Annotated in this window: 10 protein-coding genes; 6 read left to right on the top strand and 4 right to left on the bottom strand. The window is 74.4% G+C overall.

Going from position 1 to position 12,336, the window contains the following annotated elements:
• Positions 1 to 129: 129 nt before the first annotated feature.
• Both CXR04_RS32035 and CXR04_RS32030 read right to left on the bottom strand, forming a co-directional pair.
• Positions 130 to 312, bottom strand: coding sequence for a hypothetical protein (locus CXR04_RS32035; protein WP_101425701.1), 183 nt, complete (start codon positions 310 to 312; stop codon positions 130 to 132).
• A 239-nt stretch (positions 313 to 551) separates the two neighbouring features.
• The gene (locus CXR04_RS32030; RefSeq protein WP_101425700.1) at positions 552 to 1,604 is read right to left on the bottom strand and encodes a fatty acid desaturase family protein; all 1,053 of its coding nucleotides are present in this window, start codon (positions 1,602 to 1,604) and stop codon (positions 552 to 554) included.
• A 241-nt stretch (positions 1,605 to 1,845) separates the two neighbouring features.
• Between CXR04_RS32030 and CXR04_RS32025 the strand changes: the two genes are divergently transcribed.
• Together CXR04_RS32025 and CXR04_RS32020 are read left to right on the top strand one after the other, a co-directional pair.
• Entirely contained in the window at positions 1,846 to 4,746 is a 2,901-nt protein-coding gene (locus CXR04_RS32025) for a DEAD/DEAH box helicase (RefSeq protein ID WP_101425699.1), read from the top strand.
• Complete coding sequence (locus tag CXR04_RS32020; RefSeq protein WP_101425698.1) at positions 4,743 to 6,047, top strand: SWIM zinc finger family protein; 1,305 nt, start codon at positions 4,743 to 4,745, stop codon at positions 6,045 to 6,047. Before CXR04_RS32025 ends, CXR04_RS32020 begins: the two co-directional genes overlap by 4 nt.
• A 214-nt stretch (positions 6,048 to 6,261) precedes the next feature.
• Here the strand turns inward: CXR04_RS32020 and CXR04_RS32015 are convergent, their stop codons facing one another.
• Positions 6,262 to 7,425: a citrate synthase/methylcitrate synthase gene (locus CXR04_RS32015; RefSeq protein WP_101425697.1), complete on the bottom strand. Its 1,164-nt coding sequence runs from the start codon at positions 7,423 to 7,425 to the stop codon at positions 6,262 to 6,264.
• Between the two features lie 95 nt (positions 7,426 to 7,520).
• Here CXR04_RS32015 and CXR04_RS32010 point away from each other — a divergent pair, with 95 nt between their 5' ends.
• From CXR04_RS32010 to CXR04_RS31995, 4 genes are all read left to right on the top strand, one after another.
• On the top strand, positions 7,521 to 8,786 hold the full coding sequence (locus CXR04_RS32010) for a citrate synthase (protein ID WP_101425696.1): 1,266 nt from the start codon (positions 7,521 to 7,523) through the stop codon (positions 8,784 to 8,786).
• Positions 8,787 to 8,919: 133 nt separating this feature from the next.
• On the top strand, positions 8,920 to 9,714 hold the full coding sequence (locus CXR04_RS32005) for a basic amino acid ABC transporter substrate-binding protein (protein ID WP_101425695.1): 795 nt from the start codon (positions 8,920 to 8,922) through the stop codon (positions 9,712 to 9,714).
• Complete coding sequence (locus tag CXR04_RS32000; protein WP_101425694.1) at positions 9,711 to 10,538, top strand: amino acid ABC transporter permease; 828 nt, start codon at positions 9,711 to 9,713, stop codon at positions 10,536 to 10,538. The genes CXR04_RS32005 and CXR04_RS32000 overlap by 4 nt, the downstream gene beginning before the upstream one ends.
• 5 nt (positions 10,539 to 10,543) lie before the next feature.
• Complete coding sequence (locus CXR04_RS31995; RefSeq protein ID WP_101426708.1) at positions 10,544 to 11,335, top strand: amino acid ABC transporter ATP-binding protein; 792 nt, start codon at positions 10,544 to 10,546, stop codon at positions 11,333 to 11,335.
• A gap of 73 nt (positions 11,336 to 11,408) precedes the next feature.
• Here CXR04_RS31995 and CXR04_RS31990 read toward each other — a convergent pair whose 3' ends face one another.
• A complete protein-coding gene (locus tag CXR04_RS31990; RefSeq protein ID WP_101425693.1) occupies positions 11,409 to 12,302 on the bottom strand; it encodes an alpha/beta hydrolase family esterase in 894 nt (297 codons plus the stop codon).
• Positions 12,303 to 12,336 lie beyond the last annotated feature (34 nt).

Raw genomic sequence — 12,336 nt, 5'->3', positions numbered from 1 at the left:
CAAACCTGACCGAATTTGACAGAGTCATTGCCTCGATCGATCAGGCAACGCCTGAAGAGGCACATCCCTGGCACTTTTCTTATGGCATATGCCTCGCCGGTCGTGGGCCTCCACAAGAGGGGCGCACGGTCAGCGGTCGAGCTCCTTGCGTGTCACCCTCTTCAGCCTGCGGCGCTGCCCGGGGTCGAGCGCCAGATAGGCGGCCACCGGCACACCGACGATCACCAGCACGGCGATCCAGAACGAGGTCAACCACCACAGCAGCAAGCCGACCGCCACCCCGCCGGCCGCGACCTTCCCTCGATTCGACATCTTCCTGCCTCCCACAGCGGCGGCACACCGCCCTCGACTGGGGAACGGCCGCGCCGCTCCCCCGGTTCCTTTATCCCATGACCGGAGCCGGAGGGCGTCATACATGTGGATGAGGGACCCATTACGGGACGGGCTCCCCGTTACGGGCGGGAGGTGCGCCGTTACGGGGCGGGAGGTGGACCCGGCCCGGGGCAGGAGGGGCGCCGCCCTCCGGGGCGGTGGGAGGGGGCGTGCGCCCCCTACGGGGCGTCGGGGGTGCGCAGCGGCTCGCCGACCTCGTGCATGTGCTCCAGCGCCAGCCGGTACGACTCGACCGCGCTGGTCTGCGCGTACGGCAGTCCGAGCGCCGCGCAGTGGGCGCGTACCAGCGGCTGGACGCGGCGCAGGTGGGGGCGGGGCATGTTGGGGAAGAGGTGGTGCTCGATCTGGTAGTTCAGGCCGCCCATGAGCCAGTCGGTGACGGCCCCGCCGCGCACGTTGCGGGAGGTGAGCACCTGGCGGCGCAGGTGGCCCCAGTCGTCGTCGCCGGCCTCGGGCATCTCCATGCCCTTGTGGTTGGGCGCGAAGCACATGCCCAGGTGCAGGCCGAAGACGGCGTGCTGCACGAGCGCGAAGACCACGGCCTTGCCGGGCGACATGGCGGTCAGCAGCAGGGCGGCGTAGCCGATCACGTGGAGGCCGAGGAGCAGGGCTTCGAGGCGGCGCTCGCCCTTGCCCTGCCGGCGCAGGTCCTGCCAGCTCGACACCTTCAGCGCGATGCCTTCGAGGAGCAGCATCGGGAAGAACAGGGCAGCCTGGTGGCGGGTGAGCCAGCGGGCGAAGCCCTCGCGCTGCGCGGCCTGGCGCTGGGTCCACACCAGCGCGCCGACGCCGACGTCGGGGTCCTTGTCGATGTGGTTGGGGTTGGCATGGTGGCGGTTGTGCTTGTCCGTCCACCAGTGGTAGCTCATGCCGATCAGCAGGTTGCCGTGGAAGAGCCCGAGCGCGCGGTTGGCCTTGCGGGTGCCGGCGATCTGCGCGTGGCCGGAGTCGTGGCCGATGAAGGCGGTACGGGTGGTGAACACCGCGGCCGGCACCGCGAGGAAGAGCGTCCACCAGGTGTTGCCGAGGAGGTGGATGCCGACGCCGGTGGCGGCGAGCGACAGCAGCGTGACCCCGATGCTGAACCCGTACCAGCCGCGCCGCCTCCGCAGCAGCCCGGCGGCCTTCACCTCCCGCAACAGGGGTGTGAACTCCGAGCTCCTGGCGGGTGCCGACCCCTTGGGGCTCGGCGTGACAGTGGCCTGCGTCATGGCGCCTCCGGTCTCTCAGTGCGAGGACCTCGACGCTACGGAACCGGACAGCTCGGCGCGGTGACGTCAGCACCCGGAACGCCCGGGTGCAATCCACCCGGCACAAGGTAGTGCCAGATACACCCCCTGCGGCCCCGCATACCGAAAAGTGAAGTGGATCACTCCGTTGCGCCGTCCGGGGCCGCGGGGGCTGGGGTACTCTCGACCGCCCGGTAGTCAAACTTGAGGAGTGCGTCCGTACGTGACCGCCCTTCCCCCGCTCTCCCGCTGTGCCGCCCTCTTCCTCCCCGCCGACCCCGCCCGCACCGGCCGGATGGCCTTCTGGCTCCCGGACGACGGCCAGGTCGCCGGCCAGGGGGACGACCCCGCCGCAGGCCCGCCCGACCACCCCCGCGGCACCCGCGAAGCGCTGACCGTCGCAGGACCCGGCGGCGATACCCGCGAGGTGCCGGCGCTGCTGCTGCCCGCCGCGGACGCGGTGCCCGTGCTCACCCGCGCCCGGGCGGCGCACGCCGCCGGCGCGGACGGCGTGCACCCGGCCGCCCTCTTCTGGGGCACCGCCGCGCTGCTGGCGCTGCGCCTCGCCGCCCGCGGCAAGCTGCTGCCGGGGCTGAGCGAGGGCGCGTACGACGCCTGGCGCTGCGGGCCGCTGGGCGAGGACGACGTACGGGATCTGCGGCTACTGGCGGCCGCGATGCCGCCGGAGGCGCACGCGGCGCCGCAGCCGCAGGACGGCGCCCCGGACGCGGGCGCCGTGCTCCTCCCCGGTCCCGAGCACCTGCTCCGCGCCTTCCTCGACGCCGTCGCCGACGGCCTCCCCCGCTCCCCCGCCGCCGTACTGGCCGCCGGCGGCCGGGCCTTCGCCGCGCCCGAGCCGCGGCACGTGCCCGAGCAGCGCGCCTGGGCCGACGACGTCGCCGCCGGGCACGACGCGGGCGTACGGGTCTCGCTCCGCGTCGACATGGACACCACCGGCGACCGCCCCGCGTTCCGCGCCGTCGTCCAACTGCACGGCACCGCCGACCCCACTCTCCTCGCCGACGCCGCCGACGTGTGGGCCGGCACCGCGGCCCACTTCGGCCCCGGCGCCCGCATGCAGGCCCTGCTCACCCTGCGCCGCGCCGCCCACGCCTGGGACGCGCTGACCCCGCTGCTCTCGGCCGCCGTGCCCGACGCCGTCGACCTCGGCGACGACGACCTCGCCGCCCTCCTCGGCCCCGGCACCCGCGACCTGGCCGCCGCCGGCGTCGAGATCCACTGGCCCCGCGACCTGACCCGCCACCTCACCGCCCGCGCCGTCGTCGGCCCCGCCGACGACCCGGACGGCCGCCGCCCGGGCCCGTCCTACCTCTCCGCCGACGCCCTCGTCGCGTTCGGCTGGCGCTACGCGGTCGGCGACGTGGAGCTGACCCGCACCGAGCTGGACCGGCTCGCCGAGGCGGCCCGCCCGGTCGTGCGGCTGCGCGACCGCTGGGTGCTGGTCGACCCCGAGTCCGTACGCCGCGCGCTGGACCGCAAGGACGCCGACCTGACCCCCGTCGACGCCCTCGGCGCGGCGCTCACCGGCGAGATCGACGACCCGGCCGTGCCCGGCGGGCGCGTCGAGGTCGCCGCGAGCGGCTGGCTCGACACCCTGCGCAAGCGCATCGCGGACCCCGAGGAGCAGAGCGAGCCGACCGTCCCGCCCGCGGCCCTCGCCGCCACCCTGCGGGACTACCAGTTGCGCGGGCTCGGCTGGCTGCGCCGCATGACCTCGCTCGGCCTCGGCGGCTGCCTCGCCGACGACATGGGCCTGGGCAAGACCATCACGCTCATCTCCCTGCACCTCGACCGGCAGGAACAGGAGGAGACCACGGGCCCGACGCTGGTGGTCTGCCCGGCGTCGCTGCTCGGCAACTGGCAGCGCGAGATCGAGCGCTTCGCGCCCGGCACGCCCGTGCGCCGCTTCCACGGCGGCGGGCGGTCGCTGGCGGCGCTGGCGGACGGCGAGTTCGTGCTCACGACGTACGGGACGATGCGGCTCGACGCAGAGCGGCTGGCGGAGGCGGGCTGGTCGCTCGTCGTCGCCGACGAGGCTCAGCACGTCAAGAACCCCTTCTCCGCGACCGCGAAGGCGCTGCGCACCATCCCGTCCCGCGCGCGGGTGGCGCTGACCGGCACGCCGGTGGAGAACAACCTCTCCGAGCTGTGGGCGATCCTCGACTGGACGACGCCCGGACTGCTGGGCCCGCTGCGGAGGTTCCGTACCCGCTACGCGGACGCCGCCGAATCGGGTGCAGGGTGGCCGGGCGGGAGTGAAGGGGACGACGGCGCCGCCGAGCGGCTCGCCCGGCTCGTACGCCCCTTCCTGCTGCGCCGCCGCAAGTCCGACCCGGGCATCGCGCCGGAGCTGCCGCGCAAGACGGAGACCGACCGGGCGGTGGCGCTGACGGTGGAACAGGCCGGGCTGTACGAGGCGGTGGTGCGCGAGACGCTCGCGGCGATCGCCGAGGCGGACGCGATGGCCAGACGCGGGCTGATCCTGAAGCTGATGACGGCGCTGAAGCAGATCTGCAACCACCCCGCGCAGTATCTGAAGGAGGACGCCCCGCGCATCCCCGGTCGCTCGGGGAAGCTCGAACTCCTCGACGAGCTGCTGGAGGTGATCCTCGCCGAGGGCGGCAGCGCGCTGGTCTTCACCCAGTACGTGCAGATGGCCCGGCTGCTCGCGACCCATCTCGCGGCCCGCGGCGTCCCCGCCCAACTGCTGCACGGCGGCACGCCGGTGCCCGAACGCGAGGAGCTGGTACGGCGCTTCCAGGACGGCGAGGTGCCGGTCTTCCTGCTCTCGCTGAAGGCCGCCGGCACGGGCCTCAACCTCACCCGCGCGGGACACGTCGTGCACTACGACCGGTGGTGGAACCCCGCCGTCGAGGCGCAGGCCACCGACCGCGCGTACCGCATCGGGCAGACGCAGCCCGTGCAGGTCCACCGGCTGGTCGCCGAGGGCACGATCGAGGACCGCATCGCGCAGATGCTGCAGCACAAGCAGGGCCTCGCGGACGCCGTCCTCGGCGGCAGCGGCGAGGCGGCGATCACCGAACTGTCCGACGGGCAACTGGCGGAGCTGGTCCGGCTGGCCGGGCCGCGAGGGGGCGAGTGATGACGGAGCAGGAGGAGCTGACCTTCGAGGCGCTGCCGCCGAGCCACGGGCGCGGGTTCGCCCACACGTGGTGGGGGCGCGCCTGGCAGAAGGCGCTGGAGGACACGGTGCTGGACGGCACGCTGCTGCGCCGCGGGCGCAAGCACGCGCGCGCGGGCGCGGTAGGCGCGGTCGCGGTGCGTCCTGGGCGGCTCACGGCGCGGGTGCTGGGCGCGGACCGCACGCCGTACCGCACCGACGTGCTGGTGCAGCAGCTCGACGACGCCGACTGGGAGCGGCTGCTGGACACGATCGCCGACCGCGCGGGACACATCGCGGCGCTGCTGGACCGGGACATGCCGCCGGAGCTGGACGAGGACGCGGCGGCGGCCGGGGTGTCGCTGCTGCCGGGGATCGGCGACCTGCAGCCGGAGTGCGGGTGCGGGGAGTGGGACCACTGCGAGCACACGGCGGCGCTGAGTTATCTGGTGGCGCGGCTGCTGGACGCGGACCCGTTCGTGCTGCTGCTGATGCGGGGCCGGGGCGAGGCGCGGCTGCTGGCGGACCTCCAGGAGCGGAGCGCGGCGCGGGCGGAGCAGGAGACGGGACCGGCGGTCGCCGCAGGGGTCCGGGCGGACGAGGCGTACGCCGCGGCGCCGGCTCCCTTGCCGCCTGCCGTGGGCCCGGTCGCGGAGGCGGGGACGCCCCCGGTGCTGACCGGGGGCACGGAGCCGGCGGCGGAACTGGACGTGGCGACGCTGGAGTTCCTGGTCGCGGACACCGCGGTACGGGCCCGCCGGCTGCTGGCCGACGCCCTGGCGCCGGACCACGCGGGAGCGCCGCTGCCGCGGGAGCTGACGGAGTCGCAGGACGCGGTACGGATGGCGGCGACGGCGAAGTCCGCGGGCCCGGGAGGCGGTACGGACGCCGGCGCGGGCGGGGCGGACGGGGCGGCGGCGCGGATCGCCGTACGGCTGGCGCGCGGCAGCGGGCGGGACCGGGGCGGGATGGAGCGTGCGGTACGGGCCTGGCGCCACGGCGGCGCCGCGGGCCTCGCGGTGCTGGAGGACGACTGGACGCCGGACCCGGCGGCCCTGGCCCGCGCCACGGACCAGTTGGCCGCCGCCTGGGACCCGGGCACCCGCCCCGACCTCCGTGCCACGGGCACCCGCTGGACGGCGGTGGGCCGCGGCGCCCAGCTCCGCTACGGCCCCGACGGCCGCTGGTGGCCGTACCGCAAGGAGGGCACCACCTGGACCCCGGCGGGCCCTCCGGCCCCGGACCCGGCGGCAGCCCTGGCCACGGTCCTGGAAGACGCCTGACCGCAGGCGGGCCTTGCCGCAGGCGGGCCTTGCCGCAGGCGGGCCTTGCCGCAGGCGGGCCTTGCCGCAGGCGGGCCTTGCCGCAGGCGGGCCTTGCCGCCGCCTGCGGCGAGCGGCAGTACGCGGCTCGTCCGGCACCGGCCGCCACCCCCGCCCGCGCGGGGCTGGGGTCGGAGTCCGGCCGGGCCGCGACCGCGCGACGAGCGCCCGGCGCTCAGGCCGCCCGCGGGATCGGCTGCGGCGGCGGGGGGCCCACGTAACGGGCCGCCGGGCGGATGATCTTGGGATCCTCCGCCTGCTCCAGCACGTTCGCGCTCCAGCCCACCACCCGCGCCGCCGCGAACGTCGGCGTGAACATGTCCCGCGGCAGCCCGCACTGCTCCATCACCACGCCCGCGTAGAACTCCACGTTCGTGTGCAGCTCCCGCCCCGGCTTCAGCTCCGCGAGTATCTCCACCACCCGCTGCTCGACCTCGACCGCGAACTCCACCAGCGGCCCGCCGAACGACTCCGCGAACCCCCGCAGCAGCCGCGAGCGCGGGTCCTCCGTGCGGTAGACCGCGTGCCCGAAGCCCATGATCCGCTCGCCCGCCAGCACCCGTTCGCGGACCCACGGGTCGATGCGGTCCGGCGTGCCGATCGCGTCGAGCGCGTCCAGCGCCCGGCTCGGCGCGCCGCCGTGCAGCGGCCCGGAGAGCGCGCCGATCGCGCCGACGAGGCACGCCGCCAGGTCCGCGCCGGTGGACGCGATCGTACGGGCGGTGAAGGTCGAGGCGTTGAAGCCGTGGTCGACGGTGGAGATCAGGTACGCCTCGATCGCCCGCGCGCGGGCGGGTTCCGGCTCCACGCCGGTGAGCATGTACAGGTAGTTGGCCGCGTACGGCAGGTCGTCGCGCGGCTCGACGGGCTCCTGCCCCTGCCCGATGCGGTGCAGCGCGGTCAGCAGCGTGGGCACCATCGCGCACGCGGCGAGCGCGTTCTCGCGGCGCTGCGCGGGCGTCAGGTCGTACAGCGGCCGGAAGTCCGCAGCAGCGCCCGCCTGGGAGAGCGCGGTGCGCAACCCGGCGAGCGGGCCCGCGAGCACGCTGGAGCGGGCGATGCCCGGCAGCGCGTCGCGCAGGTCGGCAGGCAGGTGGCGAAGTGCGGCGGTGCGCGCGGTGAACGCGGCGCGCTGCGCGGCGTCCGGCAGTTCGCCCTCGAACATCAGGTGCCAGACGTCCTCGAAGGTGCGCTCGCGGGCGAGGTCCACCGCGGAGTACTGGCGGTAGTGGTAGAAGCCCTCGCGTCCGCGTACGTCGCCCAGCCGGGTCTCGGTGACGACGACGCCGCTGAGCCCCCGCGGAACGGGGGCAGGGGCGTCGGCCCTGGTTGTGGCCATGCCGGTCTTCCTCTCTCCTCTATTGATTCGACTGTCCACCCTTGATTCAATGGCTGTCAATCTTGATTGGATCAATATGGAAGTGCGAGGGGACGATGGCTGAGGTGACGAGGGACGAGCTGACCACGCGCGAGGCCGCCGAGCGGCTGGGCGTGAAGCCCGAGACCGTCTACGCCTACGTCAGCCGCGGCCTGCTGAGCAGCCGCAAGGCGCCCGGGGGCCGCGGCAGCCTGTTCGACGCCCGCGAGGTCGACGCCCTGGCGCGCCGCCACCGCCGCCCGCACGCCGCCGTCGCCGCTGCCCCTGCCGCGGCCGGGGAGGACGGCGAGACGCCGGCCGGCACTCCGGTCAGTACAAGCATCACGCTCATCGAGCGCGACCGCTACTTCTTCCGCGGCGTCGACGCCACCGCCCTCGCCGCCGCGTACGGATACGAGGAGGTCGCCGGCTGGCTGTGGACCGGCCGGCTCACCCCCGGCGTCCGCCTCACCGCACCGCCCGAGCTGCTGGCCGCCGCCACCGCCGCGGTCGCCGCGCTCCCCGCCCACGCCGGCCCCGTCGACCGGCTGCGCGCCGCCGTGGTCGCCGCCGCCGCGGCCGACCCGCTGCGCTTCGACCTCGCCGGCGACGCCGTCCGCGCCACCGCCCGCGGCCTGGTCGCCACCATGGCCACCGCGCTCCCCCTGACCGGCCCCGCGCACGGCCCGGACGCCCCCGTGGCCCGCCGGCTGTGGGCGCGGCTGACGGCGCTGCCGCCCGACGCCGGCTCCGTGCGCTGCCTGGACACCGCGCTCGCCCTCCTCATCGACCACGACCTGGCGGCCTCCACCCTGGCCACCCGCGTCGCCGCCTCCGCCCGCGCGCACCCGTACGCCGTCGTCACCACCGGGCTCGGCGCCCTCGACGGCCCGCTGCACGGCGCCGCGAGCGGCCTCGCGCACCGCATGCTCGCCGAGGCGCTGGCGCGCGGCAGCGCCGCCGCCGTGGTCTCCGACCACCTGCGCGCGGGGCGGCGCGTGCCGGGTCTGGGGCACCGGCTGTACGCGGGCGAAGACCCGCGCGCCGAGGTGCTGTTCGCCCTGCTGGAGGGGATCCCGCGGGCCGCCGCGGCGCTCGCCGCCGCCCGGGAGGTCGCCGGGATCACCGCGCGGCACGTGTCCGTACGGCCGAACGTCGATCTGGCGCTGGCCGTGCTGTCGGTGTCGGCCGATATGCCGGCGGAGGCGGGCGAGACGGTGTTCGCGGTGGCGCGTACGGCCGGGTGGGTCGCGCACGCGCTGGAGGAGTACGCCGAGCGCCCCCTGCGCATGCGTCCGAGCGGCCGCTACACCGGTCCGCCCCCCGAACAACCCCTCCCATAGGGAGCGTTACGGATCATGTGATCGGCTCCGTTACATGCTCGCAATGACCGGGGCGGCGACACGCGCGTAGACCGGTGGCAGGATGCGCAGTCCCAGCAGCACATCACTTGCGCCGACCTGCCCAGGAGGCATCGTGTCGTACCGCCCCCCGCTGCCGCTCATAGCCATCGGCGCGGCGGCCGTGCTCCTTGCCGGGTGCAGCAGCACCGAGAAGTCCGGGCAGAGCGGCGAGGTATCGCTCGTCGAGAACGGGAAGTTGCTCAACTGCACCGGCCTGCCGTACGAGCCCTTCGAGTACCAGGACAAGAAGAGCGGCGACATCGTCGGCTTCGACATCGAGCTGATCGACCTCGTCGCGAAAGAGCTCGACGTCAAGCAGGAAGTCATCGACACGCCCTTCGAAGGCATCGAGTCCGGGGCGGTGTTCGCCTCCAACAAGTGCGACCTGTCCGCGGCCGGCATGACCATCACGGAGGAGCGGAAGAAGAAGTTCGCCTTCTCCGACCCGTACTTCGACGCCACCCAGGCGCTGGTGGTGAAGAAGGGCTCCGGCATCGACTCGCTGGAGGCGCTGAAGGGCAAGAAGCTCGGCGCGCAGATGGACACCACCGGCCAGATGTACGCGCGGGAGAACGCCGAGGGCGCCGAGATCAAGGACTACGAGGACCTCGGGCTGCAGTTGCAGGCGCTGGAGGGCGGCCAGATCCCGGCCGCGATCAACGACAACGGCGTGCTCTACGACTGGGTGAAGGACCGGCCGGACTTCGAGGTCTCCACCGAGTTCGACACCGGCGAGCAGTACGGCATCGGCGTCGGCCAGGACAACAAGGAACTGCTGAAGGTGATCAACGACGTTCTCGCCAAGGCGAAGGACGACGGCACGTACGACAAGATCTACCAGAAGTGGTTCGGCGAGGCGCCCCAGTGAAAGAGCCCGACGATCCCGGCAACAAGGCCGCGGGGCGCCGGTCCCTGACGCGGCGTCAGCGGGTGAAGGTGGCGCGCGGCGCGCAGTACGGGGTGCTGCTCGCCGCGGTCGTCGCGGTCGGCCTGCTCGCCGACTGGGGCGAGGTCAAGGACGCGTTCTTCAACCTCGACGTCGCGGAGAACCAGTTCCCCGACGTCATCACCACCGCGCTCGTCAACACCGTCACGTACACGGCGCTCGGCTTCGTCTTCGGGCTGGCGCTCGGGCTGCTGCTGGCGCTGATGAAGCTGTCGTCGGTGCCGCCGAACCGGTGGCTGGCGACCGCGTACATCGAACTCTTCCGCGGCGTGCCCGCGCTGCTGGTGTTCATCGCCCTGGGCTACGGCGTGCCGCTGGCCTTCAAGGTGAACATCAACCTGCTGCTCACCACGATGCTCGCGCTCGGCCTGGTCGGCGCCGCGTACATGGCGGAGACCATCCGCGCGGGTATCCAGGCCGTGCCGAAGGGGCAGGTGGAGGCGGCCAGGTCGCTGGGCATGTCGCAGACGCGGGCGATGATCACGATCGTGATCCCGCAGGCGTTCCGCATCGTGCTGCCGCCGCTGACGAACGAGCTGATCCTGCTCACCAAGGACTCCTCGCTCGTCTACGTGCTGGGGCTGACCGTGGACGAGCAGGAGCTGACGAAGTTCGGTCGCGATGCGCTCAACGACAATCTGAGCCTGACGCCGATCCTCGTCGCGGGGCTGTGCTACCTCATCATCACCATCCCCCTCGGGCACGTCGTCCGGCGGCTAGAGGCGAAGGCGGCGAAGGCCCGGTGACCACACTGGACAAGGCGGGGGACAAGGCCGCCCCGGGGGCACCGGCCATCAGCGTCGACGGGCTGCACAAGTCCTTCGGCGACCTGGAGGTGCTCGGCGGCATCGACCTGACGGTCGCGCGCGGCGAGGTGGTGTGCGTCATCGGCCCCTCGGGCTCCGGCAAGTCGACGCTGCTGCGCTGCGTGAACATGCTGGAGGAGCCGAGCGCGGGGCGGATCACCGTGGCCGGCGCCGAAGTCACCGACCCGGACGTCGACATCGACCGGGTGCGGCGCCGGATCGGCATGGTCTTCCAGTCGTTCAACCTCTTCCCGCATCTCACGGTGCTGGACAACCTGACCATCGCGCAGCGGCGGGTGCTCGGCCGCAGCCGGTCGGCCGCGGAGGAGGTCGCGCGGGCCAACCTGGTGCGGGTGGGGCTGACGGACAAGGAGAAGTCGTATCCCGCGCAGTTGTCCGGCGGGCAGCAGCAGCGGGTGGCGATCGCGCGGGCGCTGTCGATGGAGCCGGAGCTGATGCTCTTCGACGAGCCGACGTCCGCGCTCGACCCGGAGCTGGTCGGCGATGTGCTCGCGGTGATGCGGCACCTCGCGGACGAGGGCATGACGATGCTGGTGGTCACGCACGAGATGAGCTTCGCGCGGGAGGTGGCGGACCGGGTGGTGTTCATGGACGAGGGCGCCATCGTGGAGCAGGGGGTGCCGGAGCAGGTGATCGGCAACCCGCAGCACCGGCGGACGCGGACGTTCCTGGCGCGGGTGCTGGACCCGGCGGCGGCGGAGGTCGCGGAGCTGTAGGGCGGTTTCGGCGGCTGCCGGGGGCCGGTCTGCTGCGGTCCCGGGGCTGAGTGCTGCCGGGGTGCCGTCCGGGTCAGGGCGCGGGCGGTTCGCCGCCGGGCTCTTCGCCGCCGAACTCGTCGAAGAAGTCGCGTACGGCCGCCGAGGCGTCGTACGCGTCGCTGCCCGTACCGCTGACGTGCCCGCCGAGCAGCGGGTCGGGGGTGCCCGGCCAGGCGTGGCCCAGGGACGCGACGGCGACGAGGCGTACGGGCCCGCGGCCCGCGGCGTCGCGGTGGCGGAACTCCGTGACGCCGGGCGCGGGTTCGGTCCGTACCGGCTCCGCCGCGCAGCCCGCGGCTCCGGCCCAGCGGGCGACGGCGTGGGGCACGGACTCGTCCCAGCGGGGTCCGGCCGCACCGCGGTACGGGTTGGTGTCGTCCCGCAGCCCGTGGACGGCGAGCAGCGGCGGTGCGGTGTCGCCGGGGCCGCCCGGGCGGCGTACGCCCCCGACGCACGCGACCGACGCGAGGCGGTCGCCGAAGGCGACTGCGGCGTGACTCGCGAGGCGGGCGCCGCCGGAGAAGCCGGAGAGGTGGCGGCGCGCGGGGTCGAGGGGGAGCATGCCGTCGAGGGTGTCGAGCAGCGCGGCGAGGAAGCCGACGTCGTCGACGTCGGCGGCCTCGTCCCGTATCCGCTCCTCCCCCGCCAGCGGCACCCCGGGCAGGGACCAGGCCCAGCCGCCCCGGTAGGGCAGCGCGCCCTGCGGCGCCGCGACGGCGTATCCGCGCGCGGTCAGCTCGCCGAGGCCGCTGCCGCGGAGCTGGGCGGCGGGGCCGAGGCCGCTGGGGTGCAGGTCGACGACGAGCGGCGCGGGACGGTAACGCGGGCCCGGGTCCGGCCGTAGCAGCAGGAAGCGCCGGCGGCGCCCGCCATACGTCAACTCGTGCCGCTCGGCTCGCCGTACGGTCTCCGCCCGGGTCGTCATGATGATCGATCCTACGGCGGCCGGCGGCGCGCCC

Source organism: Streptomyces sp. CMB-StM0423, from assembly GCF_002847285.1.
Lineage (GTDB): Bacteria > Actinomycetota > Actinomycetes > Streptomycetales > Streptomycetaceae > Streptomyces.
The sequence above is the reverse complement of the archived record's forward strand: the minus strand, read 5'-3'. Positions and strand labels throughout refer to the sequence as shown.